The organism is Pseudomonas sp. 2,4-D, assembly GCF_030418155.1.
In the GTDB taxonomy this organism is placed as follows: domain Bacteria; phylum Pseudomonadota; class Gammaproteobacteria; order Pseudomonadales; family Pseudomonadaceae; genus Aquipseudomonas; species Aquipseudomonas alloputida.
In genome coordinates, this window is the sequence record NZ_JAUHUI010000038.1 from 1 (window position 1) to 26,299 (window position 26,299).

The window sequence follows — 26,299 nt, forward strand, 5'->3', positions numbered from 1 at the left end:
CAGCGGTAGTTCAGTCGGTTAGAATACCGGCCTGTCACGCCGGGGGTCGCGGGTTCGAGTCCCGTCCGCTGCGCCATCTTCGCTTCAAGGCCCCATGAACGCCTTGAAGCAACGTTAAAGCGACCTTCGGGTCGCTTTTTTCGTTGGTGCGCCTGGCAAGTGCCTGCCTTTACCCAGATTTACACCAGCCTGACAGATTCTTCACCGACCAGCGGTTCCTGTGCCTGCCTGCTGTGTTGCACAATAGGCACTTTCCCGACATACCCGGAATTCGCAATGACCAGATCTTCCGTCTTTGGTGCGCTCGGGCTGGCCCTGGTGCTGGCGGGCGTGACCGGTTGTTCCTCGAAAAAAGCGGCCGTCTACGAGCACGAGAATTTCGATGACTCGGGTACCTTCTCGCGCAGCTTTCCGGTGAGCGATGCCGGCTCTTGCGAGGCCGCCCGGCGTGCTTTGCTTAGCCAGGGGTACATCATCACCAGCAGCGGCGCCAACCAGGTGGCGGGTAACAAGAGCTTTCAGCAAAACAGCGAGAACCACCTGCAGATCAGCTTCAATGTCACCTGTGCACCAGACGTGAGCGACGACCAGCACTCGACCATGTTCGCCAACGCCCTGCAGGACCGCTATGCACTGAAAAAGTCCAACACCTCCGCCAGCCTGGGCGTGGGGGTGCTGGGTTCGGTGTCGATGCCTATCGGCTCCAGTGACGACTCGCTGGTCAAGGTCGCCAGCGAGACGGTGACCGCGGCGCAGTTCTATGACCGCTATTTCGCCCTGGTGGAGAGCTACCTGCCCAAGCCGAAAAAAGTGAGCAAGGCCAAGGTGGAAGAGCCAGTGCCGAAGGTTGAAAAACCGGCGGTTGATCTTGGGCTTCCGGAGCAGGCTGCGGCGAACCCGGTGGCGCCGGCCCCGGCAGCTGCACCTTTGGTTGAAGCGACGCCTGCACCTGCACCGTTGGTTGAAGCGACACCTGCACCTGCACCTTTGGTTGAAGCAACGCCTGCACCTGCAGGGGTGGCCCCGGCCAGCGAGGCGGCAGCGGCGCCGGTGGTGGATGACAGCCAGGGTTCGCAGCCGGTGGCTCCACCGGTGGAGGCTGCGCCGATTCAAGTGCAGCAGGATGCGCAGCCGGCCGAGCCTGCGTCTCCCGCCCTTTGATTGCTAGCCTGTAACGCGAACCCTGTGGCGATCGCCTGAGCAGCCTTGTGCTTGCCTTGCGGTCGTCGCCCACCGTCCACACCCCTTGTTACAGACGCCCCGCGATAACTTTCTGAACACCTGCTACGTTTACCACTCATAAGCTTGTCATCATCCCTTCATCCCACCTGCTTAGGCTGAAGGCGATACCTACAAAGGCAAAATGAGCAAAGAGGACGCAGGGCAATGGATGAATACCAGGAAGAACTTCTCGAAACCCAGGCTTACGAACTGGACACCCCGGAACCGGCCGACGACGCCACCGAACTCTAGCTCGGCTGCCGCTGGCTGCGGCGGAACTCCCCCGGCGTGAGGCCCGTCCAGCGCTTGAATGCGCGCTGGAAGGCCTCGGCCGAAGCAAACCCCAACAAATAGGCAATCTCGCCAAAGGCCAGCGCCGTGTCACGGATGTAGGTTTCGGCCAGGTCGCGTCGGGTTTCGTTGAGCAGGTCGCGAAAGCGCGTGCCTTCCTCGGCGAGCTTGCGGCGCAAGGTCCAGCTTGGTAGTTGCAAGTGCAGCGCCACTTCTTCCAGGTCCGGTTCACGGCCGCCATTGAGCAGCGGGCCCAGCAGGTGGGTGATGCGCTCACCCAGGCTGCGCACCCGCGTGCGCTGCAGCAGCTCTGCTTCGCACAACTGCAACAGGTGCTGCCAGGTACTCGGGCAATGCCCGGGGTTGGGCAGTTGCAAGGTGGCGCGGCTCAGACGCAGCTGATTGCCGTCGGCGGCGAATTGCACAGGCGTGCTGCAGAGCGTTTGGTAGCGGGCGGCATAGGAGGGAGCGGCAAACTCGATCTCCAGGCGTTCGGCTTGCACCGGGGTGCCGGCAAGGTCGGCCAACTGGGCCAGCCAGCCGGCCAGCAGTGAGTCGACCACAAAGCGGTTGTAGTCGTTATACGGGCTGATGGAGTAGAAGCGCAGCCAGGCGCCTTGGGCATCTTCCTCAAAGCTGGAATGGCCGCGGTAGTTGGCCGCATAAAGCGGCTCGAAACGCAGCAGGGTACGCGCGGCCTCACCCAGGGTGGGGGCCTGGGCCGCAGTGACCCCGGCCAGGCCCGTATGCGCCAGCCGGCTCAGGCGCCCCATACGCAGACCTAAAGCGGCCTCACCGCTCATTTCGATGGCTGCGTGGCCCAGGTGCATGTAGCGGGGTATGGACAGGCGTGCGCCGGCTTCGCCCAGGCGTGTCGCGTCCAGGCCGTAGCGGCGCAGCAATGGCTCAGGGTCGTGGCCCAGCTCGCGTAGAGCTTCGCTCAAAGGCTGGACAAAACCAACCGACAGTTCGCCCAGGCGCACGCGGGGGCGGGCCACGTGCTTACAACCACACATTCAACAGGCGGGCGCCTGGGCTGGGGGGGCCGGCGAGCAAAGCTCCCGACTGGCGGGCAAAGCCCTGGCCATCGCTGCCCTGTTCCCAGAACTGCCCGCGCATGAACACGCTCATGCTGCTGATGCCGGTTCCGGCCACTTCGGTCAGGCGTTGCCAAGCCGTCTGTTCACTGACTTCGCCGCGCTGCAAGGCTAGCCCGGCGCTGGCATCCTGATGGCGATTTCCCCGCCAGGGTGCTTGCCAGCTGCCCTTGCCACTGAGAAACGCCGGGTTGGCGACCAGTTGTACGGCTTGTTCAGTCAGTTGCTGGTGGTTTTCCGGGTACCAGCTGTCACTGCCCACCAGTATCCCCAGGCGCCCGGCCGGGGTCTGCACGACCTGCAGCGGGTGCTGGCGGCCGTGGTGGACGTAGCGGCGCATTTCACTGTCGGGATATTGCTGGCGCTGGGGCTGCCCCAGTAGCGAGCCGTCTCCGGCAAACACCACACTGCTGTTGAACAGCGGGCCACGGCCGGTATGCAGTACGCCTTGTTTCACATAAGGTTCGGGCAGCACGATCGAACCGGCCACCAAGGTCACGCCAAATTCCTTGGCCAGGCCGCCGAACAGCTGCTGGTAATCTGCGGCCATCTGCTCGGCCTTCATGCGCAAGTGCGCATCGGCGCGCCAGTCGTCGCCGTCAGCGCCAAGAACCGCGAGGCCATAGCGCAGTGGGTTGCTCAGTTCCAGCCATTGTTGGGCTTCGTGGCTCTGGGTGACTTGATACAGCTCGTTCTTCTCTCCGCGCGCCCACAGCCAGGTACCGATGTGTTCCGGCAGCACCACCACCGTGCGCGGGTTCACCAGGCCTTGGTCGCGGGCTTGCTCCAGATAGGCTGAGAGCTTGCGGTGCAGGCGTTGCAAGTTCTGATAGTCGCCCGGGTACAGCAGTGGTTCGACACCGAGCAGGTTGCCGTGCTCGCCCGGGACGCCATGGTTAAGCGCCAGTTCGATGCGCAGGTCGGACAGATAGTGGCCTTCCGGGCGCTGTTGGGTCCAGAAGCCATAGCCGCAGAGGGCGGCGATCATCACCAGCGCCAGGGCGCTTGCCAGGAGTTTTCGCATCAAGCGTGGGTATTCGCTAAAAATGGAGTGGCCATGCAGGAAATCAAGGACATGGTGCGGCCTTATTCATCAGCATCGGAATCCTTGTTGCGCTGCCTTCTTGCAGAGTCGCGTTTGATCATACCAAAGCTACCGGGCGCTTATGAGCATTCTCTGCAGACAAGAGCGGGTGTCACGGCCGGCAAGCCAGGCGCTGACGTTCATAGTTAACTGCCTTGTCCCGTTCCGGAAGGTTGTAAGGTGCCGCACACTGGCGCTCACCCCACTTGATGGTCAGGCTGCCCTGGTCCTGTTCCAGGAGTAACAATGCCTTGCCGCTGGGGTCGGAAATTGCCAGTTGCTGGCCCGCGGCGTCCTCGACCGAGGCCCCGAACGGTATAAGTTGACCGCGCTCGTCGAACAGCTCGAACTGCACCCGACGCCCGCTCTTGCCGGTATAGCGGGCAAGCACAACGGCGCCGCGGCGAGGCACCAGTTGCTGGGTGGCGTTGTCGATCTCGATGTCGCCCCCCAGGTCACTGGTGTCCAGGCTGATCCAGTTGACCCGATAGGGCTGGGCGTTGGGGATCACCGCATAGCCATTGCGCCCGGTCTCCACACCGCTATAGCTGCTGATCTTTGCGCCCTTCACACCCGGTACTTCGGCCAGGGCGAAGGTCTCGCTGAGCGACTGGCCGAGGTTGATGCCGCCCTGGTGGGCGACCACGGCGCCGGCAATGTTCAGGTTCTGCGAGTCGTAGCCGCGCCCCTGGCTATAGCCCAGGCTGATGTCGGCGACCGAAGTGCGGGTGTTCAGGTTGGCCGATGCCGAGCTGCCGCTGGTGCGGCTGTGGCCGCCCTGGATCGAGTAGAAGGTGTCGCTGGTTTCCGACAGGTAGCCGTTGATGCCGGCCTGGGTGGTGTCGTTGCCTTTCTGTGTGCTGGTGGTGACGAACGCCCGCGGTGCGCGGGCCCGGCTGCCGAGTGGGAACGATACCGACAGGTTGAGCTGGGTATCTTGCCCCGAAGGGCCTGAGTTCCCCAGCTCCTTGGTGCGGCTGACGTCCAGGTTGTAGGAGATCTCGCCCCAGTTGTTGCTGTATCCGGCGGTCAGGCTCTGCGAACCGCCGCGGTTCCAGTAGCGCTGGTCGGTGGCCGTCAGGTACAGGCTGCCGAACGCGCGGTTGCGGCCCAGGCTCTGGTTGATGGTCAGGTCGGTGCGGGTCTTGGAGTTGCCACTGCGCTTGATCGCGTTGGCGTTCAGGTCCTCGACATGCTGGGTGAGGGTACGGAAGCCCTCGGTGGAATAGCGGTAGGCCGCGAGGGTAAAGTTGGTGTCGGTGCCGGTGAACGTCTTGGCGTATAGCGCCCGCAAGCTGTTGCCCTGGGTGGTCTGGCCCTGGGCCTTGCTCGAGGAGTGGGTGACATCGAGCGAGAAGGCGCCCAGCAGTGTGTTCAGGCCGCTGCCCACGGCCATTGCCTTATAGTCTTGCGTGGCTTGCAGGCCAACGACGCCGGTCACGTTGTTGGTCAGACCGTAAGCCAGCGTCGTACTGAGCATCTGCGGCGTGGCCAGGCCCTCCGTGTTGCTGTTGTAGCGTCCAGCGGACAGGCTGTACTTGACCTGACCGCCACGGACCATGAGCGGCAGGCTGGAGAAGGCCTGCACGGTGACCCGCCGACGGCCGTCGGCCTCGATGATGGTGACTTCCAGGTCGCCATTGGAGCCGCTGGGGTAGATGTCGCTGATCTCGAACGGGCCGGGCGGCACGTTGGCGGTGTAGAGCACGTAGTTGTTCTGGCGAATCTCGACCCTGGCGCTGGTCTGCGCCACGCCACGCACCACAGGTGCGTAGCCGCGCTCGCTGTCGGCGCGCATGCCTTCGTCCGAAGCCAGCTTCAGGCCCCGGTAGCGCACGCTGTCGAACAGGTCGGTGTCGCTGAAAATGTCACCGGCGCTGAACTGGCCTTTGAGCGCGGTCACGTCGTGCTGCATATAGCTGCGGTTGCTTTTGAAAGTGTCCGGCTGCCCGGTGCCGCTGCTGAAGTTCGACTCGTTGCGCAAGCGCCAGCTGCCCAGGTTGATGCCGTTGCGCAGGCTCAGGTTGTTGGCGATGCGGGTCTCGGCATCGCCGGCGCTGCGGCTGGTGTTGAACTGATAGTTCACGAACGCAGCAGACACCCCTGCGTCCCACAGTTGCGGGTCGACGTAGCCGCGCAGGCCGCGTTTCATGGCGACCTGCGGGATGCTGGCGGACAGGCGCAGGTGACCCGAGTCGTAGCTCAGGCTGGCCTGGTCGATCAGTGCGGCCAGGTCGTGGCAGGCCAGGGCGGTATCCAGGCGCCCCTGTGCCTTGAGCTTGTCCATGTCGATACCCAGTTGCTCGAGCAGTTCCAGGGTCAGGCAGGGTTCCACCCGCCCAGTCTGTGGGTGGCGGTTGAATTCGATGTCACGCCGGCCTACCAGCACGTCGTTGCTGTACAGGTCTACCCGGTAGTTGCCCGGCAGCACGCTGTTGGCCGACAGCAGCAGTTGCAGGTCGACCGCCGATTGCGCGCCCTGCAGAAAGGTGGTGTTGAAGCCCTGCAGGTGGGCGGCGTCCTGCGCCGTTGCAAGGCCGGGCAGTGCGGTGCAGATGACCAATGACAGGGCGTTGAGCTTCCAGGCCGGACGAAGCGTGCCGCCACTGAACGCGTGCGCGCCTGCATCGGCTCCCTCGACAGGGTGGGGGGCGATGGACAGAGACATACCAGAAACCTATTTCATATCGCGGCACGGGCGGGGCACGGGGAGGCCGCACGCGACCAGGGCACAAGGTGGGGGCTACGATTTCACAAGGTGATGGCGGGTTCGGCAGGCTTGGCGCTACCCGGCTGGGCAGTGTTCAAACGCAAGAAATATCCATGTTGGGCGCCATAGTCGTTGATGCTCTTGAACGTCAGCGTCAACGGTCCGTCTACCTGGGAAAATACCGAGGTGAATGTTTTTTGTTCGCCAGGGGCGATCATGGTCGAATCGGCGCTGAGCACGGTTTGTTTCCCGCTCTTAAGTTCGATATCGGCCATCGACACGTGATACAGGCTGGGGTTGTTCACGGTCAGTTGTGGATTCCCGGCGCGCCGGGTCAATTGCCAGACCAGTTGTTCGGGCGCCAGCAGGGCGTTGCCGGGCAAGTTGGCCGGGCGGAAGAAAATCTTGATACGTTGGCGCACCGCCAACTGCAAGGTATTGGCCTTGGTACTGGCTTGCGGAATTTCCTGGACATTGAGCCAGACCACCGACTCGCGATCGGTCGGCAGGCCCTGGCCTTCATAGAGAATGCGCAGCAGTTGTTCCTGCTTGGGCAATACCCTGGCCAACGGTGGAGTAATGGCGAACGGCGCCTGCGCGCTGTCGCCGGCATCCACCCAGGACTGCACCAGGACTTCCTGGTTGCCATTGCGCACGATGACATTGGCTTCTTTGTGCGCACCGTCGAACACGACGCGCGTAGCGCTCAGGGAGATGCTGGCAGTTGCCTGGGCGGCGACGAGCATGCCCAGCAACCCGAGAACGGGATACAGAGAACGACGCAACATGGTTGGGTACCTTGCGGGGGCGAAGAAGTGGCGAGGCTGTTCAGCCTCGCGCAGGGAGCAGCGCCGAAGTGATTACTCGTACTGCAGGATGAATGGCAGGGTGGCGTCACCACGACCGGCGGTGGCAGTGCCGGCGGCGCCAGTGGTCACGTACGCCGCAGAGAAGCTCAGGGTAGCGTCGCCGCCCTCGGCGCCAGTGCCGTGTACATCGCTCTGGATCTTGGCGGTGGCGGCCGAGCTCAGGTCGATCAGGTTGCCATTAGGGTCGAGCAGGGCAATGCCAACGTTGGCAGCAGTGCCGGTGCCTTTGGTCAGGGCCAGGACCTTCTTGCCGGTCACCAGGCCCGAGCCGCCGCTGTTGGCATCGAAGATCATCGCCACCTTGGTGCCGAGGTTGCAGTTGACGTTGAGGTTGAAGTCCTTGCCGGTCACGCGGCCAGCCGTCGGGTTTTCGGCGGTGCCCATGTCCTTGATCGAGACGCTGCCCATGTCTACGGCGATCACGCGGTCGGCGTTGGCGCCATCGACCGAGCAGGCGTCATTGTTGATCACGCCAGTGAAGGAAATCTTGCCGCTGCCGCCGTTGACTGGCCCGGTGGCCTCGACGGCCAGTGCGCCTGCCGAAGCGGTCAGGAGCGAGAGGGTCAGGGCGGCCAGGGAGAATTTATTCATATTGATGTCCACATGAGAGTGAGTAAGTGCTGCAACTTAATGCACGCTCACAATAAGTCAGGTGGTTTCTCTGGCCCATCAGACGAATCTTAATGGTGGAACAATGACGCTCGCTAGTTAATTAAAGATATGACTCGCCAGGCAATAGGCCAACAATTCCTGATCGCTGTTCACTTCAAGTTTGCGCATCGCGGAAACTTTCTGTGCACTAATGGTCTTGGTACTTCGATGTTGGCTGCGGGCGATCTCACTGACACTTTGTCCGGCAACAAACAGGCGCAGTATTTCGAATTCCTTGGGTGACAGGTTTTCCACCCTTTGATCGATGGCGGTGTTACAGGCGATCACCGATTGCCTTGCCGGTGCCGGCGCCCGGTAGGTGCTGTTGCGGGCGACGGCATTGAGGGCCTTTTCGATTTCGCCATGCAACTGGCTCTTCTGGATCACGCCGTCCACGCCCAGTTCCTGCAGCCGTGTCAGGATCAGCGGGTTGGAAATCATCGTCAGCACGAGGATGCGGACGGCGGGATAGTGACGTTTGAGGTAGTCGATCAGTTTCAGGCCGTCACCGTAGGGTGAGTCTGCCGGCATGTTGTAGTCGGAGATGACCATGTCCACGGGTTGGCGTTCGAGCAGTTCGATCAGCCCTTGCGAACAGACGGCTTCGCCGACCACGCTAAAGCGTGGGTCGCGTTCGACCAGTTCCCGGACGCCGAGCAGCACGATGGGGTGATCGTCGGCGATGATGACCTTGAGTTTTTCCATAAAAGACGACCCGTTAGCCGGTGCGGATGGGAGGGTTGTTTCCATGCGCTATCAGCGCTGAAGTTGATTCTATGCGAGGGCATCGAGTATTGCTGACAGCCTGTCCAGCACCCCCCCCAGCTTATCGGCCAGGGCCGCGTCGAGCGGCGACTCCGCCAGCGCGGACTCCAGTGCACAGCACTGCTCGGCCAGGGACCGGGCCTGTACCGCGCCCAGGGCGCCGGCGATGCTGTGCAGGCGCTCGCCAAGGCGCCGCTGGTCGCCTTGCTCAAGGGCCAGGCGCAACTGCTGCATATCCTCGCGCAGGGTGGTGATGAACAGCGCGCGCATGGCGTCGGACACTTGCACGGTATCGGTGGCTGCAGGGGAGGGGGAGGCGTTGAGGCTGTCCGCTTGCGCACGGCTGGGCGCTTCGGCCAGTGCTGGCCGACACAGACGGACCAAATGGCTGCGCAACGCCTGCAGGCTCAACGGTTTTACCATCCAGGCATTCATGCCCACCTCGAGGCAGCGCTGGCCTTCTTCTCGCAGTGCATTGGCGGTGACGCCGATGATCGGCAACCGGGCGTCGTGCTGGCGCAGGGTCCTGGCCAGTTCGTAGCCATTCATCAACGGCATGTTTACGTCGGTCAGGACCAGGTCGAACAGGCCTGGCTGCCAGCGTTGCATGGCCTGTTCGCCGTTGGCCGCGACCACCGTGGTACAGCCCAGCGCCTCGAGTTGCTCCTGCAGGATCGCCTGGTTGATCGGATTGTCCTCGGCCACCAGGATATGCAGGCGCAGAGCGGCGCGTTGCTGTTGCGCGGTGTTCTGGTCAGCGGGCGACCCGCCCTGGCGCACGACCGCGATGAGCTGGGCGATGGCCCGCACGTCATGCAGATCCACCCGCCAGCAGCCGTCGATGAACGCGCCGGGGGCAGGGCCGTCGCTGCTGGCGCAGATCCGCTGGCCATGCCAGGTGGCAGCGTCCGGGCAGTCGAGCAGGTCTACCAGCAGGGCCTGGTGGTTGTCCTTCTCCAGGGGGGGAATCGTCAGGGTCGCGGCGATACCCAGACGCTGCAGCCAGTCAACGCCATGCTGGGCAAGCTCCGGTATCGGCGCACGCACATACACCGGGGTCGGGTCGGGCACTACGCTTGGGCAGTCGCTCAGCTCCCCCTGGGCCAGTGGCAGGCTGATGTTGAGGGAAAAGCTGCTGCCCAGGCCCGGCTCACTGACCACCTTGATCTGGCCACCCATCATGTCGGCCAGCCAGCCGCAGATCGGCAGGCCGAGGCCCGCACCGCCCTCGCTGGAGGCGTCGGCGACCTGGTAGAACAGCTCGAAGAGCCTGGCCTGCTGCGCCTGGGAAATGCCAATGCCGCTATCGGCAACCTGCCATTGCAGGCGCACGTGGGTGTCGTCGAGCGCCAGCACGCGGGTGCGCAGTACCACCCGGCCGGTGTCCGTGAACTTGATGGCGTTGCTCAGCAGGTTGTTGAGGATCTGGCGGATGCGTATCGGATCGCCCACCACCTGCGCCGGCAGGCGGGCGTCATGGCAGGCATAGAGCAACAGGCCCTTGCGCTCGGCGAAGGCGCGATAGGTGCGCACGGTGTCTTCGAGCATGTCCAGCGGGCAGAACGGCACGGGTTCGAGCGCCATCTGCCCGGATTCGATCTTGGTCACGTCGAGCACGTCACTGATCAGCTGGAACAGGGTTGCCGAGGAGCGCTGGATAGTGTGCAGGTAGCCTTGCTGGCGTGCATCCAGGTGCGTCAGGCCGAGCAGCTCGAGGGTGCCCAGCACGCCGTACAGTGGGGTGCGGATCTCGTGGCTCATGGTGGCCAGGAACAGGGTCTTGGCGTTGTTGGCGGCGTCGGCGGCGCGCCGGGCTTCGTCGAGCGCCTGGGCGTCCTCGACATGGCGGGTGACGTCGTTGAATGCGTAAAGGCGCACGTCTTCGCCGTGGTAGCGGGTGGATACGAAACCGACCTGCAGGTGGCGGCCTTCGACCTGCAGATAGTGCTCGCCACTGCGGGTGCTGCCCACTGCCGAGGCGAGGGTGCTGACCAGCTCGCGGGTGCCCTGCCATTGCTGCGCCCGCTGGTTCTCCAGCAGCACCTCGTTGTCGGCGCTGCGGACCACGCACAGGCCGGTCGGGGCGGTGTCGATGACCACCCGGCTGAAGGCCTCGCTCTCGGTGATGATCTCGTGAGCCGCGCGCGCAGGCAGGATGACCTGGCGCTGATACCAACGGATGACCACCCGGCCCAGCCCGATGAGGACCAGGAACGTGGCGGCGATGCCGGCCAGCGACCAGAACGCGTAACGGAAGAAGTGCCGGTAGGTCACGGTGTAGATCGCACTCCAGCCACCGTTGGCCTGTTCGTGGAGTCGGAACACCAGGCCTTCGGGCTTGATGTTGAGACCTTCATGCACCCCCTTCAGGGACGCGGGCGCGCCGATCAGCACCTCGCCGGATGGGGTGATGAGGTTAAAGTGGTCATACACGGTCCAGTCCATGATGCGTTCGAAATCATCGATCTGGGCCAGGTCCACCAGCGATGCAACTTGCGTGGCTTGGCCCTCTGCCTTGCCCGAGCGCAGGGGGACGTTGGCGTAGGCCAGCACGCGTGGCGGGGAGGCCTGGTCCGGCTGCTCGACATAGCTGCGCCAGACGATCCTGCTGCCTGGGCCCCAGTCCTTGTCCTGAGGCTGGCGCGCAATGACCTGCCTGATCACATCGATGAACGGTTCATTCTCCAGCTTGCCCCGCCCGCGTCCTGCGGCGGGAACCGTGATGTCGTAACGGGCATCCGGCGAGAACAGGAACACCTGTGGCGAACGGTACGGAGAGGCCGACCAGAACATGCTGTAGAAGCTGGCCAGGTTCGCCCCCAGGGTGAAGATGTCCGATACTTCGCGGTCAGCCAGGTTGCGTGGGTCGAATTTGAGGCTGAACGGCATGGAAAATGGAAAGATCTGGCCCTTGTAGATGTCCGGCCCTTCCTCGGGCATGGGTGCCAGCGCCGGCTCGAGCGCACGTGGGTAGTCGAGCAGCTCCCCCTTGGCGCTGCGTTGCACGAGTGCCTCGAGGAAGGTTTCCTGCTCTTGGACATTCTCCATCAGCCGGGCGAAATGGATGCTGACCGTGTCGCTGTGTTCGTCGATCAGGCGCTCGAGCGACCAGAGACTGAAGCCGGCCAGCAGCAGCGCCAGGCCCAGCAGGACGGTCATGCCTTTGTTCAGGCGCAGAGAGCTGCGGGCCAGGTTTTCCAGCAGGGCGTTGTACTGTTTCATGCAAGGATCCGCAAGGGCGTGGGGGCATCGATACCCAACGAATATTACCTTTGATGCCCGGCCGGCGCTGTGAGTTACAGCCGGTCAGTAGGCTGACGGGGGACCGTCGTTGTGCAGCAGGCGCTGGAACTGTTCCGCCGACACGGCATGGGAGATCAAAAAGCCCTGCACCTGGTTGCAGTCGACCTTGCGCAGCATTTCGAGCTCCTGAGGCGTCTCGACCCCTTCGGCGACCACGGTGAGCCCGAGCTTGCGACCCAGGGCAACGATGCTGGCCAAGGCCGAGGCCAGGCTCTCGCTTTCATCGCAACGCTGCACCAGCGCCCGGTCTATCTTCAGTTCGGTGAAGGGCGTCGAGACCAGGCTCATGTACGAGCTGTAGCCTTTGCCGAAGTCGTCCTGGGACAGGCCGAAACCTTTCATGCGCAAGCGGCAGGCGCCTGCATAGAAGTTGCTCAGCTCTTCGGGAATGGAGCATTCCATCAGCTCGAAGCACAGCTTGCCGGGCACGCCTTGGTGGTGCAGGACGAATTCCAGCAGCCGGTCGGCCAGGTCATGGCTGTTCAGCAGGTGGGTCGGCAGGTTGATCGAAACCGGGATGTCATAGCCCCGTTCGCGCCAGCGCGCCTGGGCATCCATGGCTTGCTTGAGCATCACCCACAGCAGCCTTTCCTCCAGGCCAAAGGCATTGATCGTTGGCAGGAAGGTGCCTGGCAGCAACACCCCTTGCTCCGGGTGCATCCAGCGCACCAAGGCCTCGGCCGCGACGATGCGACCATTGTGCAAGGACTTCTTGGGTTGGAACCAGGCCTGAAAAGCTCGGTTGTTCAAGGCATCGACCAAGGTCTGGCGATCGAACTCGGGCGTGGACGGTACCGCCTGGGCCGGTGCCTGATGGTGCAACTGCAATTGGTCGATCAGGCTGCGCAGCGCGGCGGGTTCGACCGGCTTGGAGATCAGCCCGAGCACGTCCACGCCGAGGTTCTTGGCCACCAGGCTCGCCGCCATGAGCATGCGCCGCGAGGCCACGCTCATGATCGCCAGGCCTGGCTTGTGGCGCAGGCCGGCAAGGTGCTGGATGAATTGCACACCGTCCATGCCGGGCATCAGCAGGTCGGTCAGCACCAGGTCGAAGTCACGCTGGCGCAGGCGCTCCAGCGCTTCCTGGCCATCCCGGGCTGCTTCCAGGTTGAAGCTGCCAAGCTCGCTGAACAAGTGTTGCAGGTACATATGCTGGAAGGGGTGGTCTTCGACGATCAGGATGTTAAAGGTCTTCAAGGGCTACCTCGATACGGGGCCAGGCAGTTGAACAGGACTTGCAGGTTGAAGGGCTTGATCAGGCAGCGATCCATGCCGGCGGCCAGGCACAGTTCTTCCTCGCCGCGCAGAGCATTGGCAGTGGCGCCGACGATGGGGCGGGTGCAGCCCAACCGGCGCAGGGCCCGGGTCAGTTCGTAGCCATTCGTGCCGGGCATGTTGACGTCGGTCAGCAGCAGGTCGAAATGCTCGCGCTGCCAGGTTTGCAAGGCCTGCTCGCCATCGCTGACCAAGGTCACGCTGCAGCCGAGCTCCTCGAGCTGGTCTCGCAGGATCAACTGGTTGATGACGTTGTCCTCGGCAACCAGCACGTGCAGCCCGAGCGGCTCGGTCAAGGGGGCCGGCGCGGCGGGGTCCCTGGGACGGCGCAGGCCCTGGGCCTGGCCGACAGCATGGTGCAGGGCGCCCAGGTCGTTGAGGTTGACCTGCCAGTGACCGGCCTCGTGCCGCGCCTCCCAGCAGTCCTGGGCGCTGGCCAGGATTCGCGGGCCAGGCCATTCGGCGACCAGCCAGCGTTCGACATTGCCGGGATGCAGCTCGACCAGCAGTTCGCCGGGCAGGGCGCTGGCTGGCGCCGGCGCGCCGACCTGCGCACGCGCCCCCCAGCGGCAGAGCCAACCACTGATGGCTTCAGCCAGTTCGTGTACGGGCGATACCACGTGAATGCGTTCGCCTAGCAGGTTGAACGGGGCGCTGGCGCGGCCTGACGCCACTTCCAGGGGTAGGGTCAGGCTGAAGCTGCTGCCCAGGCCCAGCTCGCTGACCAGGCGCAGCTGGCCGTTCATCAATTGCGTCAGGCGCTGGCAGATCGGCAGGCCGAGCCCGGTGCCGGGAATGACCTGGCTATGGCCTTCGGTCTGGTAGAACGGGTCGAAGATGAACGGCTGGTCCTGTTCAGCGATGCCCTTGCCCGTGTCCGAGACCTGCCACAACAGGCAGGAGCGTTCGCCGTCGCGGTTGAGCAGCCTGGCCCGCAGCACCACGCGGCCGCAATCGGTGAACTTGACCGCATTGCTCAGCAGGTTGTTGAGGATCTGGCGGATCCGGTTGACGTCGCCGATCAGGTGTTCCGGCAGGCGTGGGTCCAGGCAGCTGTAGAGCTGTAGCCCCTTGCTCCTGGCTGCCGCGCTGTAGCCCTGGACCACCTCGCGGACCAGGTCCGGGGCACTGAACTCGCTGAGTTCGAGGGCCAGCTGACCGGCCTCGATCTTGGACACGTCCAGCACGTCGCAGATCAACTGCAGCAAGGTTGACGAGGAGCCTTCGATTGCCCGCAGGTAATCGCGTTGCTGGGCGTCGAGCACGGTGCGCGACAGCAGCTCCAGGGTACCCAACACGCCGTACAACGGTGTGCGGATTTCGTGGCTCATGGTCGCCAGGAACTGGGTCTTTGCTTCGTTGGCGGTGTCGGCCGCGCGCCGGGCGTCCTCCAGCGCGGCCTCGATCTGCTTGCGTGCGCTGATATCGCTGAACGCGCAAAGCAGCACCGGCTCGCCCTTGTAGCGGGTTGGCGAGCAGCTCAGGTACAGGTGGCGCCCTTCGGCGCTCTCGAAATAGTCGCTGCACTGGCCTTCGTGTCGCTCGAAAGCCTGCTCGATCCATTGCGCGCTGCGCGCGCCGCGTGCCGAGTCCTGGCCCAGCCACTGCTGGGCCAGGTGGTTCTCCAGCACCACCTGGCCATCGCTACGGCGCAACACGCACAGGGCGACGGGGGCGGTTTCGATGACGTCACGGCTGAATATCTCGCTTTCCACCAGTGCACGGATGCGTTCGACCGTGGGGGTGAACAAGCGTTGGTCGAACCGCTGGATCAACACCCGTATCAAGGTGATGCTGAGCACGCAGAACAGCAGGGCACCGAGCAGTTGCTGCCACAGACCGGCAAGGATCGCGGACAGGTCGATCGCGTAGACCAGTTGCCAGTCCGAAGACATCAAAGGTTTGCTGATGACCAGGTACTCTGGCAAGAGCCCCTGGCCGGCGAAGCCGAAGAAGTTGTTACCCACGGGATGGTGCAGCGAACGGTCCAGCGTCGGGCCTGGGGTGTTGGTGAACACCAGCATGCCGTCGGCATTGAACATCATGAATTTACCCGCGCTGGCATCCTCGAGCGACGGCGACACTGCCTGGCTGTCGATTTCCAGGCCTAGCCAGCCAGAGTCCGGGTCGCGTGCGTCCAGGCGCAGGAAGATGAACAGGCGCGAACCTTGGGCGCCCTGGTCGGCCAGCCATAGTTCCCGAGGGGCCGTGGCCCGCAGTTCCGAAGCGCGCAACTGCTCAAGCAGGGCGGGCGAAGGCAGCGAGGCCTGGGCGTCAGCGTTGTACAACCAGCGCATGGGGGCCTGAGCCGCTGTGTCGACATACAGCAGGTTGACCCGCCGGGCCTCTAGGTAGGCACACATGCGCTGGGTCAGCCACAGGCTCCAGCGTTTGCCCGGCTGGCTGCCCAGTTGCAGGTGCACTTCCTCGCCCGGTGCCAGGGGCAGCCAGTCGACACCCGGCGCCGTTTGACGCACGGCTGCGAGGCTCAGGCTCTCCAGCAGCGCCTCGCGGTTGGTGAAGAAGGTATGGGCCTCGGCGATCGCGCTGCTCATGGCGCCATGGCGCCGAGCGATATCGGTGTTGAAGGTAAAGGACAGGAAATTGTAGGCCGCGCCGAGAATGCCGGCCGATAGCACGATCGCCAGCAACCGAAGCAGGCGGCGTGCTGCCTCGGGGTTGGAGAGCAGGGGGTTGATCTGTTGCAGGTAGGCTTTGAGTCGCATCCCGCAAATCTAGGCAGGCCGCTGGCAACTGGACATCAGACGATCCTTAAAGGCCGCCTGGCCGAGGGTTTACTGGTAGTACAGGTCCACCAGCGCCGTGGCTTCGAACGGACCGGGGATGGGCGCCGAACGCCAGATCAGGTCGGCGCGGAACGGGTTGTGGCTCACGCCCGGCGCGGCCAGGTCGGCCAGCTTGAACCAGGTGGCGAAAGGTACCGATTGGTTACTGTCCTGCTGGGTAAGGGCGATGCCGACAGAGGTGTTGTTGGTGGGCACCAGCAGCTTGTCGATGATGCTGGCGCTGCCAGCGACCGGGGTGAAGCGGGCGCTGACGGTGTAGGGCGTGTCGCAGGATCTGGTCAGGTCGAGGCTGAAACTGGCCGAGCTGGCGACCTGGCCGACCTGTGCCGAGCTGGCCAGGGCACGGCGGAAATTGACCACCGAAGGCAAGATGGTCAACTCGGGAGAGCAAGGCACGAAGCGGATGTTGTTCATGCCGGTGACGACATAGTTGAGGTTGCTGTCGGGTTTGGGGTTGAGCATGTACCCGCCGTCCAGCTGGAATACCCGGTATTCGCTGAGCGTGCTGGCTTGTCCGTCGGTTGGCGTTGCGCCGTACTTTTCGATGAACACCGTAAAGTTCAGGGTGAAGCGGGCCTTGTACCAGCCTGTACAGTTCGCCCAGTCGCAACCATGAAACGAGTTGTAGCCAGTGGTGACGGCGCCCGAAGTCTGAGTGATTTTCTGCGAGCCGTAGCGAATCCCGACCCGTATGCCCTTGCCTATACTGGCTTTGGCCGGGTTGACATAAAAATAGACATCTTCCTTGATGCCGGTTTCATAGTCGTCGGCGCAGATGACCGGAAGCGAGTGTGGTGCCGACTCCCAGATGATCGTGCCGTCGGGCGCGTCGGCCGGTACCGCCAATGCAGTGCCCAGTGCCTCCTTGAATACCGTCGCCATGGACGGGTCCAGCTTGCAGGACAGCGCGTAGCTGGTGGCGGGGCAACTGGCGGCGACGAAAAGCAGGCCAAGCAAGTGTTTCCGGATCAGGTTCATGAGTGGGTATCCTGTGGCGGTGTGTTCACGGCAGCGCGATGTGGTGGCGCTTCTGCAGGCCGATATCGGTGAGTTCGCTGAACGCCACGCGACTTTGCGCGGGCAGGGGCGAGGGCGCCTCGAGGGTGAACGATGCCCCCGGGCGCAGGAGGACGTAGTCCGCAAGCTGGCGCGACTGCCCGGGGCTGTCGAGCTGGAGGTTGACCAGCGAAACATGAAAGGCACTCGGGTTGCTGACTTCGATCAGGCCAGGCTGACGTGCGCGCCATGCCAGGCCCTCGACCGCCTCGCTGGCCGAGCCTGGCAGGCCGGCGGGGCGGTAGAACAGCTTCAGGCGCTGGCGAACGGCGAATTGCAGGGTATTGGCCTGTTCGGGTTTGCGCGGGATCTCGAGGATGTTCAGCCAGAACAGTGACTCCCTGTCCTCGGGCAGGCCCTTGCCGGCGTACAGCACACGCAGCATGTGCCGGCCGTTGGGCGGTATCAATGCCAACGGTTGGACGATGGCGAAGGGCGCATCGGCGCGTTCGTCGGTACTGCTGACCCAGCTTTGCATGACCGTGTCGAGGTCGCTGCGATTGACCACGCTGATGCTTGCTTCCTTGTTCGAGCCTGGGTAAATGAGGCGTGTGCCCTCGACTTTGAGCTGGCCCCAGGCACCGGACGCCAGGCCCATCAGGACCAGCGCCGCCATGGCTGGGCGCGAGAGGGTATGAAGCAAGCGCGACATGGTCAGGGCAGGGCTCCGGTGAGGGTGACTGGGAAGGACCTGGGCATCCTAGACAGCTGGGCCGCCCCCGGCTTTGAGACGTTTCTTAAATTGCCGCGTGGTTTAAATGCCTGCTTTGTGAACTGCCTCACGCGCGCAGACGGCCCGGCCACCGCTCATCCGATAGGCTCAAACGTGGGTATCGGGGAGTGGAAACCATGAGCTGCAAGCGATTCGCATTGAGTGTTGCAATTGGCCTGGCCCTGGTCGGTCAGGCCCAGGCAGGCGCCGTCGTCGCCTCGGGCATGCTGCAGTTCACTGGCAGCATCGTCGAGCCGTCCTGCACGACCACCGTGGGCAGTGCCGGTTGGCGCATGGATGACTGTCCGGCGCTGGCGCGTGACAGCGTCATCGGCATTGAGGGCGTGGACGGCCAGGCACTGCCGGTGCAGGCGGTACGCGTCGATCAGGGGGCCACGGTCGACCAGGCCTACAGGCTGGTCGACGGGCGCGGCGAGCCGCTGACCCAAGGCCATTACGTGGTGATCCTGACCTCACCTTGAGGGGCGGGCAGCCGCTCGCTCACGCCTTGGAGAACATCTTCAGCTTCAGCTTTCAACACAACATGAATTGCCGTACAGGCAATCCGCCAGTTCGTTTGGATGGCGGCTCGGGAAGCGAGCCGCTGGTTCTCAAACCTGGGACGCTGGAAAATCGACGCCGCGAGCGGTGGCTTCCCAGACGCTGAACTCCGTACGCATGGCGGACAGCTTGGCCATCGCCACATCGAATGCTCTGTTGCCCAGCAGCAGGCGGTGTGGTGGCTGAGGCGAAGTAACCGCAGTATGAATCGCCGCAGCTGCACGGGCCGGGTCCCCCTCCTGCTTGCCGACCGAAGCGTGGTAGGCACGGCGCGCCTCACCTGCGGTAACTTCGTAATCCGCTATCGGTTCCGGCACTTCACCCGATGAGCCTGCCCATTGGGTGCGAAATGCGCTGGGCTCGACCGTCATGACACCGATCCCCAGGGGCTCAAGCTCAGCACGCAAGGTTTCCGATAACCCCTCGACAGCGAACTTGCTCGCGCAGTAGTAGCCCACTGCGGGGAAGCCCGCGAGCCCACCTATGGAGGTCAGGTTCACGATCATGCCCTGACGCCGCTGGCGCATGCCGGGCAGCACTGCTTGGATCATATGGGAGGTGCCGAAGAAGTTAACGTCGAACAGGCGGCGCGCCGCCTGCGGGTCTGTTTCCTCGACAGCGGCGAAGTAACCGATACCGGCGTTGTTGACCAGTACATCCACCCTGCCGAATACGCGTTCAGCTTCAGCCACCACGGCCTTGGCCTGTTCGGCATCGGTTACATCCAGTGGCAGTACCAGCGATTGGCCGAGGCTGGCGAGATCCTGCACCTGTTCGGTCTTGCGTGCGGTGACAACCACGCGCTCGCCTTGCTTGAGCAAATGGGTTGCAATGTGGCGGCCAAAACCGGTGGAACAGCCGGTTACCAGCCAGGTGTTCTGTGTACTCATGGGAGGGTCCTCCTGCAAGTGGTCGGGTTCAGTGCTTGATCGTCTAGGCGCGCCGCTCGAACGTATGGATCTTGGGGACCTCGCTGCAGAACGTGTCGAGTTCGGTCATGAAGGCCTGCACATAAGGTGTCTGCAGATGTCCGTCAAAGGCCTCGGAGGAGTGCCAGTCCTCGTAAACAAGCCACCCCTCGACCGAGTCGCCCGATTGGTAGATGTCGTAACGGATGCAGCCAGGCTCCTGCCGTGTGGGGCCGACCAGCGCCAACAGGCGCTGGCCGAGGGCACCGCTTTGCCCGGGGCGTGCGGTGAAGAACGCGAGCTTTGTGAGCATGCTATGGGCTCCTTTATGGGTGATAGACCGATCAACCGGCGGTCACGGTCATGCCGCCGTCGGCCATGACAACCGAACCGACCATGAAGCTCGCCCGTTCGGACGCGAGAAACGCGACGAGCTCGGCAATTTCTTCCGGCTGTGCGGCACGGCCGATGGGGGCCGCTTCGCCGTGCTTGGCAAGAAAGCCAGGACCGTCTTCGACCACGTCATTGAGGATGTTGGTGACTACGTCGCCGACGCCGATGGCATTGACGCGGATACCGTACTCGATGGCTTCGAGTGCCAGCGTACGGGTCAGCTGTGCCAGCGCACCCTTGGAGGCGGTGTACGCCGCGATGGTTGGAAAGGCGAAGTAGGCTGCATAGGAGGCGATATTGACGATTGCGCCGGACTTGTTAGGCATCATTGCCTTGACTGCCTCGCGGCAATGCAGAAAGGCCGCGGTGGTATTAACCGCCTGGATGCGCTCCCAGTCTTCGCGGGTCATGTCGATGACCAGTTTGTTGATGATGATCCCGGCGTTATTCACCAGGATGTCCAGCCGGCCGAACCGCTCGACGGCAAGGCCGACGGCACGCTCTGCAGCGCCATCTTCGCTGATGTCCGCCACCAGTGGGACCAGCCCTGGACGTGCGAGGTCTTCTACGGCAGGGTTGATATCTTCGGCAACGACCTTGGCGCCACGTGCATGCAGCAAAAGCGCAATTGCCTTGCCGATGCCACTGGCGGCGCCGGTGACCAGCGCGACTTTGCCTTCGACTTCATGGGGAATGTTGGGCGTGATAGTAGTCATGATGCTCTCCTGCGTTGTGAGCCGAGGAGACATTCGCCGGCTCTAGCCTGTGAGGGACGGCTTTACTGTCGCGCAACGCGCAGAGAGAGGCTTTCGTAAGCTTGCCGAGGCTGTCGGGATTTTGCGCCGATATGCAGTCCCTCGGTCCGTAAGCGCAAATCATGCTTTGAATCGCCAGCCAACCCCGCCATCGAGGAGCGGAGTAAACACAGGGGCACCTGGCTCATCGGGGCTTTGACCCGCTGGCTTACCTGCAAACCTCAGATAATATGAGTCGGAACGTTCGAGAGAAGAGCAATGATTTCAGACCCGGGTACCCCAACGCTCGATCAACTGCGGGTATTTCTTGCAGTAGTCGATGTCGGCAGTTTTGCTGGAGCAGCGCGCAAGTTGCATCGCGCCACTTCAGTGGTGAGCTACTCCATTGCCAACCTGGAACTGCAGCTGGGCGTCAGCCTTTTTGATCGCAAAACCACCCGTAAGCCGCAATTGACCGACGCCGGCCGGACAGTGCTGGCCGAGGCGCGCACCATCTACAGCAGTATTGACGGGCTGCGCGCCAAGGTTCGCGGTTTGCTGCATGGCCTTGAAGCCGAAGTGCATCTCGTGCTTGACGTAATGTTGCCTCGCGAGCGTATGGTCGATGCACTGAAAGCCTTCCGAGAAACGTTTCCAACCGTATCCCTACACCTGCATATAGAGGCTCTTGGCGCAGTGACCCAACGGGTGCTCGACCGCGGCGCCACGTTGGGTGTGAGTGGCCCTCTGACCACAAGCATTGATGGCATTGAACGTATCGGCGTAGGTAAGGTGGCGCTGGTTCCGGTGGCTGCGCCTGACCACCCGTTGGCGCAACCGGGTCCACACCCGCCGGGTTCAGGTCGCGCACATGTTCAACTGGTCCTGACAGATCGTTCACGGCTCACTGCAGATCAGGAATTCGCGGTGGTCGGCACACGCACGTGGCGCCTGGCGGATTTGGGCGCCAAGCACATGCTGCTTCGCGAAGGCATCGGCTGGGGCAACATGCCGATAGACATGGTTCGCGATGACCTGGCCACCGGACGCCTCGTGCAAGTCGAACTACCCGACTGCTTTGGCGGCGATTATGCGTTCGATGTTATTTACCGCACCGACACGCCTCCCGGCCCGGCCTCGAAATGGCTGATCGAACGGTTTAAGGCTCAGGCCCGATCCTCCTGACCATTCGAAAAAGTCGAACCTGACGCCCGGCGCATCTCCAAGGGCGTGAACAGGTGCTTGGGCATGTCGGCTGGTTCGTCGGGACGGTGGAAAATTTTCGTTTCTTTGATTTGCACATTCACCCCGGCTCAACCCCGATGGAAGCCAGCGCCGAGGTCAAGGCTGAGGGGCTGATCAAGCCGACCCGGCGCATCTATGAACAGGAGTATGTGCTCTTCGTGCGTGTCAAGGACGGCAAGCTTGCCTTTATCCGTGAGTACTTCGACCCGGTCCGGGCTGCCCTTGCCCTGAATGCGCCGATTCCTGCGTTGGCCAGTTAAGGTGTCGCTCGCGCTTGCGCAACGCCGCAGCACGGTTGCCGGCTCGCTGAGCCCCTGGTAGTTCGGCTGGAGGGATCCTGAAGGCATACTGGGCGGTCGGTAACAAGAACCGCTGCGTTCGCCGAGCTTCTATACGGCATCGTGTTCCCCTATTGGCGGTATTGCGTGGGCGTTACGCCTACCTCGCGTTTGAACACCTGTGAGAAATGGCTGTGACTGCTATACCCAACCTCCAGGCCTATATCGATGATGCTCTGATCGGTCTCGAGGAGAAGCTGCCGGGCACGAGCCATCCTCAACCTGATGAAGAACTGCAAGGGTGAATATCCGGCGGCTTTCTTGAACATTCGGCTGAAGTGGCATTCACTCATCCCGGCAACCTCGGCCAACTGCCTTAAATTGAAGTCCCTTGCCAGATCGGCTTCCATGGCCGCCAGCACGCGCCGAAACTTGTACGCAGGGAGAGCGTTGCGGCGTGGGCGATCGTCCGCTGAGCTATCCAGATAATTGCGGGCAAGGTAGACGGCGATGCATTGGGCCAGACCTTGCAAATAGAGCGGGCTCGCGCCACGTCCCATGAGTTCCAGCCGAACATGCTCCAGCAGTACCGACAGTCCTTCGTCACGCCCGCCTGACACTTCCCGCAGGCGAACGGCCTCGACAGGCCCGCCCAGTACTTCATGGATGGCTTTTTCCAGGAGCGGGACACCGAGATAGATGTGCATGACTTCAAAGTCGTCTGCGCTGGAGACGTTCCAGCGCATCTCATACGGTTGCGCCGAAGTGGTCAAAAAGAAATCGCCTTTAGCAACTTCGCTGGTTTCCCATTGGCCCCCAAGCTCACGTTCCTGTACGGCAGCTTTTCCCGAAATGATCCAGACCAGCAAGGGTTCGGCCACCGCAGGGACGATGAAGTTACCTTCCTCACGTTCCCGGTTGAAAATCTGCACCAAGATGTCCCGGTCGGCCAGCACGTCCGAAGCGGCAATTCGCTTGCCCCGGATGTGTGCCTCCAAACCATGGGCAGAAGTCCGCTCTGTCACATCCATGGTCATATTGTCCTCCCTCTTTTTTGGCGAGTACGCAGGATAAAAGCTGCCTCGCTTCCTGGGTGCCGTACTGACAGGTACAGGTTCAAGGCGGACAGAGTGCGGTGTATTTCACCTGATCTGGTCACGGCAGTGAGAACACACTCTGGACGCAACGGCAGGGCTTTCAGGGTTCAGAGTCACGACAAAGCCGGAATGTCTCCATTCCGGCTTGCGCTTTAACGTTCGGGGTATAAAACCATCCCGGCGTGGTACAACACATTGTTGCGAAACTCACCATCAGCGGTAAATCCAGTGTCATCGACATACTCGATGTGATCACCCTCCAACCAATAGCGGCCCTGGTAAGCACTTGCTTGCCGACCGCGTGCTTCGTCGTAGCGGCCCCCGGGCAAGAGTTCATGGCGGATCCGACCGTCAGCCGTCACCCACATGCCAACGTATTTGTTCTGGCTTCCATATGGCTTGGCCATCTCTGTTCCTCGCTATCGTCAATAGAGAATCAGAATGGACTCGCGGTTGGACGCACGATCAGCTCGCTGACGTCGACATCCGCTGGCTGCTCGACCGCGTAGGCAATCGCACGGGCAATGGCCGCAGCGGGAATCGCGATCTTGCGGAACTCCCTCATCTCCGCGCGTCCGCCTTCATCCGAAATGCTGTCGGCCAGCTCCGATTCGGTAACGCCTGGTGCAATCACCGTGACTCGAATATCACCCCCGACCTCTTGACGCAGACCTTCGGAAATTGCCCGGACGGCATATTTGGTGGCGCAGTACACTGCAGCGGTAGGGCTCACGGCGTAGGCACCAATTGAGGCGATATTGATGATCTGGCCAGCACGCTGCTGTTGCATGAGCGGCAACGTTGCAGCAATACCGTGTAGTACGCCGCGAATGTTCACGTCGATCATCCGGTTCCACTCATCGACCTTCAACGCTTCCAGTTTCGAGAGTGGCATTACGCCGGCATTGTTGATGAGTACGTCGACGCGACCATGCAATTCGACAGCGAAATCGATGAAGGACTGCATGTCGTCCAGGCTGGTGACGTCCAGCGCCAGCACATCAGCGGTACCGCCTGCTGAACGAATGTCATCGGCCAGGGCTTCAAGGCGATCGGTACGGCGGGCCCCCAGAACGACGCGAGCGCCTTTGCTGGCGAGCAGGCGGGCCGTGGCTTCGCCGATACCACTGCTGGCGCCTGTAATCACGATGACTTTGTGTTCGATGCCGTGCATTTTTCTCACTCCTGTTACTGGTTTCAGAGGCACCTGCTGACCGGCAGGTGTTGAAGCAAGAGTAAAAATCCTGGGGGGAACAGCGTTATGTGATTCCTGCGGCGGTCATGCACGATCCTGCATGATTGATCTGCGACTCCTTTCAGCCCTTTGCCCGATCCTGGCCTGTCTGAGGGCTGCATGAACCGGATACGACATTTCTATTTATTCGAATATAAATGCCGAAACTAACCGGCTATTAAGCAAAGGCGTATGGAGCCACACTCTCACCCGGACTGCTGCAGTCGTACTGGCGTTGTTCAGTGTTCTCACCGCAGCGATTTTCCACAGCGCGCTGGCCGACCAGGCCCAGTTCATCCATTTCTTCAAGAACATCGCGATGGCCGGTGGCTTGCTGCAGATCGTGGCTTTTGGTGCAGGCCGCTTCAGCTTGGACGCCCGTCGTCAGTAGTCGAAGTGCAGCGCCACAGAGCATCTGGGGCATCATCACCTTACCAATGGGAAAACTTATGAAAGCTATCCAAGTGGCACAGTACGGTCAGGTTCAGGGGTTGGAACTCAAAGATGTTCCAGATTTGGTGCCCAATGACGACCAGGTTTTAATCAACGTCGCGGGGAGTGGAGTCAACCCGATTGACTGGAAGATCCTCTCAGGGGCAATGAAGCAATTCATCCCATTGTCCTTGCCCTATACACCGGGGGTCGAGGTTGCCGGTACCGTTGCAGCGGTTGGCAAAAATGTCCAAGGGTTTGTTGTGGGTGATGAGGTATTCGGTTTCATAGGCATAGTCGGTGGCTACGCGACTCAGGTCGTGGCAGCCGCCGACAGGCTTGCGCATAAGCCCGCCGGCCTGCCGCTCCTCCACGCCAGTGGCATTCCTGCTGCAGCGCTTACCGCCTGGCAAGCACTGCATGAACACGCCAACCTACAGTCGGGTCAAACAGTCTTGATTCACGGGGCTGCGGGAGGTGTAGGAAGTTTCGCCGTACAGCTGGCTCGCCTGGCCGGTGCCTATGTATTGGCAACGGCCTCGGCCGGCAACCGAGACTACCTGTATTCACTCGGGGCACAGCAGGTCATTGACTATACCGCGCAACGGTTCGAAGACGTGGCTGAAGAGATCGATGTTGTTCTCGACCTGGTAGGAGGAGAAACGCAAGACCGTTCCTGGACGATTGTCAAACGAGGAGGTGTACTTGTATCTACCGTCAGCCCACCCCACCCGCAGAAGGCGCGTGAACACGACGCTGTCGGCAAACATTTCGCTACCCGTTCGGACGGGCGCCAGTTAGCACAGATCGCGCAATTGATTGCTGAGGAGAAGTTGCGCGTCGAGGTTGAGGTGATGCCACTTTCCAAGGTTACCGACGCTATAACGCTGAGCTCAGGGGGGCATACCCGCGGCAAGCGTGTCCTGGATGTCAATCGTTGAACAGCGGTTAACTGTATTAGGCTTTTTATGCAAAGCCTGGGAAAGGGATGCCTGCTCCTGGCTGAAGCCTGAGCCCCGAGATGCCTCGCCGCAGGAATGTGCAAAACCATCGCAGGAAACCAATAACGGGTTCATTACCGCCGCCTTAATCTGAGCCCAAGCAGCAAGCGAACCACTGCTGCTGCCGGCCATCAGAGCGACCTGGCCTGGAAGCATACAGGCATCAACGTCACGCTTTGCACTGACAACCGGCAACGAATCCATCGCTAATTTCGGAGTCGCTGTCATGAAAAATGTTAACAAAATGATGATTGGAGTCGCCTTAACTGTTCTGAGCGCAAGTTCGATGGCGCTTCCAGCCAAGGAGCAAGGCAACTGGACCCATAAGCCTTGCAAATACCTGTGTGCACCAATCCTGGTCGAGGACGGTGCAGACCGACTCAATGGCCGTCGGGTTGCCGAGGACGGTGCAGACCGACTCAACGACCGGCGTGTAGCCGAGGACGGTTCGGACCGAGTCATCAATGCTTGATGTGCCTGGGCTGCGCCAAAAGCCCGGAAAAACCGGGCTTTTTGGCAGATCAAATGATCCATTCGGCATCTACCCAAATGGATGCGAACCCACCTATCCTCTG

At 62.1% G+C, this 26,299-nt stretch carries 23 protein-coding genes and 1 pseudogene; 7 read left to right on the forward strand and 17 right to left on the reverse strand.

Annotation, left to right across the window (positions count from 1 at the left end; all coding sequences use genetic code 11):
* The first annotated feature begins 276 nt into the window (after positions 1-276).
* A complete protein-coding gene (locus tag QYE47_RS21695; protein WP_014591902.1) occupies positions 277-1,161 on the forward strand; it encodes a DUF2242 domain-containing protein in 885 nt (294 codons plus the stop codon).
* Between the two features lie 308 nt (positions 1,162-1,469).
* Here QYE47_RS21695 and QYE47_RS21700 read toward each other — a convergent pair whose 3' ends face one another.
* From QYE47_RS21700 to QYE47_RS21750, 11 genes are all read right to left on the reverse strand, one after another.
* Entirely contained in the window at positions 1,470-2,510 is a 1,041-nt protein-coding gene (locus tag QYE47_RS21700) for an AraC family transcriptional regulator (RefSeq protein WP_041167048.1), read from the reverse strand.
* Positions 2,511-2,514: 4 nt separating this feature from the next.
* The gene (locus QYE47_RS21705; RefSeq protein ID WP_014591900.1) at positions 2,515-3,633 is read right to left on the reverse strand and encodes a nitrilase-related carbon-nitrogen hydrolase; all 1,119 of its coding nucleotides are present in this window, start codon (positions 3,631-3,633) and stop codon (positions 2,515-2,517) included.
* Between the two features lie 172 nt (positions 3,634-3,805).
* On the reverse strand, positions 3,806-6,361 hold the full coding sequence (locus QYE47_RS21710; protein WP_014591899.1) for a fimbria/pilus outer membrane usher protein: 2,556 nt from the start codon (positions 6,359-6,361) through the stop codon (positions 3,806-3,808).
* An 83-nt stretch (positions 6,362-6,444) separates the two neighbouring features.
* Positions 6,445-7,191, reverse strand: a complete 747-nt coding sequence (locus QYE47_RS21715; protein WP_014591898.1) for a molecular chaperone — start codon at positions 7,189-7,191, stop codon at positions 6,445-6,447.
* A gap of 72 nt (positions 7,192-7,263) precedes the next feature.
* Positions 7,264-7,863: a fimbrial protein gene (locus QYE47_RS21720; RefSeq protein ID WP_012053263.1), complete on the reverse strand. Its 600-nt coding sequence runs from the start codon at positions 7,861-7,863 to the stop codon at positions 7,264-7,266.
* A gap of 117 nt (positions 7,864-7,980) precedes the next feature.
* Positions 7,981-8,628, reverse strand: coding sequence for a response regulator (locus QYE47_RS21725; RefSeq protein ID WP_012053262.1), 648 nt, complete (start codon positions 8,626-8,628; stop codon positions 7,981-7,983).
* A 69-nt stretch (positions 8,629-8,697) separates the two neighbouring features.
* On the reverse strand, positions 8,698-11,910 hold the full coding sequence (locus QYE47_RS21730; RefSeq protein ID WP_014591897.1) for a hybrid sensor histidine kinase/response regulator: 3,213 nt from the start codon (positions 11,908-11,910) through the stop codon (positions 8,698-8,700).
* Positions 11,911-11,994: 84 nt separating this feature from the next.
* Entirely contained in the window at positions 11,995-13,188 is a 1,194-nt protein-coding gene (locus tag QYE47_RS21735) for an EAL domain-containing protein (RefSeq protein ID WP_014591896.1), read from the reverse strand.
* Complete coding sequence (locus tag QYE47_RS21740) at positions 13,185-15,992, reverse strand: ATP-binding protein (protein ID WP_070384181.1); 2,808 nt, start codon at positions 15,990-15,992, stop codon at positions 13,185-13,187. Before QYE47_RS21740 ends, QYE47_RS21735 begins: the two co-directional genes overlap by 4 nt.
* 69 nt (positions 15,993-16,061) lie before the next feature.
* The gene (locus QYE47_RS21745; protein ID WP_014591894.1) at positions 16,062-17,051 is read right to left on the reverse strand and encodes a fimbrial protein; all 990 of its coding nucleotides are present in this window, start codon (positions 17,049-17,051) and stop codon (positions 16,062-16,064) included.
* 25 nt (positions 17,052-17,076) lie between these two features.
* Complete coding sequence (locus QYE47_RS21750; protein WP_070384180.1) at positions 17,077-17,781, reverse strand: molecular chaperone; 705 nt, start codon at positions 17,779-17,781, stop codon at positions 17,077-17,079.
* 197 nt (positions 17,782-17,978) lie between these two features.
* Here QYE47_RS21750 and QYE47_RS21755 point away from each other — a divergent pair, with 197 nt between their 5' ends.
* The gene (locus tag QYE47_RS21755) at positions 17,979-18,323 is read left to right on the forward strand and encodes a hypothetical protein (RefSeq protein WP_041167047.1); all 345 of its coding nucleotides are present in this window, start codon (positions 17,979-17,981) and stop codon (positions 18,321-18,323) included.
* A 129-nt stretch (positions 18,324-18,452) separates the two neighbouring features.
* Here QYE47_RS21755 and QYE47_RS21760 read toward each other — a convergent pair whose 3' ends face one another.
* From QYE47_RS21760 to QYE47_RS21770, 3 genes are read right to left on the reverse strand one after another with little or no spacing between them, the layout of a single operon-like run.
* A complete protein-coding gene (locus QYE47_RS21760) occupies positions 18,453-19,292 on the reverse strand; it encodes an oxidoreductase (RefSeq protein ID WP_070384179.1) in 840 nt (279 codons plus the stop codon).
* A 43-nt stretch (positions 19,293-19,335) separates the two neighbouring features.
* Positions 19,336-19,623 (reverse strand): putative quinol monooxygenase, encoded by a 288-nt coding sequence (locus tag QYE47_RS21765; RefSeq protein WP_014591890.1) that lies wholly within the window; start codon positions 19,621-19,623, stop codon positions 19,336-19,338.
* A gap of 31 nt (positions 19,624-19,654) precedes the next feature.
* On the reverse strand, positions 19,655-20,419 hold the full coding sequence (locus tag QYE47_RS21770) for an SDR family NAD(P)-dependent oxidoreductase (RefSeq protein WP_014591889.1): 765 nt from the start codon (positions 20,417-20,419) through the stop codon (positions 19,655-19,657).
* 297 nt (positions 20,420-20,716) lie between these two features.
* Between QYE47_RS21770 and QYE47_RS21775 the strand changes: the two genes are divergently transcribed.
* Both QYE47_RS21775 and QYE47_RS21780 read left to right on the forward strand, forming a co-directional pair.
* The gene (locus QYE47_RS21775; RefSeq protein ID WP_014591888.1) at positions 20,717-21,622 is read left to right on the forward strand and encodes a LysR family transcriptional regulator; all 906 of its coding nucleotides are present in this window, start codon (positions 20,717-20,719) and stop codon (positions 21,620-21,622) included.
* 137 nt (positions 21,623-21,759) lie between these two features.
* Entirely contained in the window at positions 21,760-21,942 is a 183-nt protein-coding gene (locus QYE47_RS21780; protein ID WP_019437479.1) for a nuclear transport factor 2 family protein, read from the forward strand.
* A gap of 149 nt (positions 21,943-22,091) precedes the next feature.
* Here the strand turns inward: QYE47_RS21780 and QYE47_RS21785 are convergent, their stop codons facing one another.
* The 3 genes from QYE47_RS21785 to QYE47_RS21795 form a co-directional block, all read right to left on the reverse strand.
* Positions 22,092-22,997 carry an AraC family transcriptional regulator gene (locus QYE47_RS21785; protein ID WP_070384178.1) on the reverse strand — a complete coding sequence of 302 codons (906 nt, stop codon included), beginning with the start codon at positions 22,995-22,997 and terminating at the stop codon, positions 22,092-22,094.
* Between the two features lie 212 nt (positions 22,998-23,209).
* Positions 23,210-23,464: an Atu4866 domain-containing protein gene (locus QYE47_RS21790; protein WP_014591885.1), complete on the reverse strand. Its 255-nt coding sequence runs from the start codon at positions 23,462-23,464 to the stop codon at positions 23,210-23,212.
* 29 nt (positions 23,465-23,493) lie between these two features.
* Positions 23,494-24,231, reverse strand: coding sequence for an SDR family oxidoreductase (locus tag QYE47_RS21795; RefSeq protein ID WP_014591884.1), 738 nt, complete (start codon positions 24,229-24,231; stop codon positions 23,494-23,496).
* A gap of 268 nt (positions 24,232-24,499) precedes the next feature.
* Here QYE47_RS21795 and QYE47_RS21800 point away from each other — a divergent pair.
* The 3 genes and pseudogenes from QYE47_RS21800 to QYE47_RS21810 form a co-directional block, all read left to right on the forward strand.
* Positions 24,500-24,682 (forward strand): annotated as a pseudogene (locus QYE47_RS21800) (LysR family transcriptional regulator); the annotation flags it as partial.
* 58 nt (positions 24,683-24,740) lie between these two features.
* A complete protein-coding gene (locus tag QYE47_RS21805) occupies positions 24,741-25,664 on the forward strand; it encodes an NADP-dependent oxidoreductase (protein ID WP_070384177.1) in 924 nt (307 codons plus the stop codon).
* Positions 25,665-25,950: 286 nt separating this feature from the next.
* Complete coding sequence (locus QYE47_RS21810; RefSeq protein WP_039612260.1) at positions 25,951-26,196, forward strand: hypothetical protein; 246 nt, start codon at positions 25,951-25,953, stop codon at positions 26,194-26,196.
* The last annotated feature ends 103 nt before the right edge of the window (positions 26,197-26,299 follow it).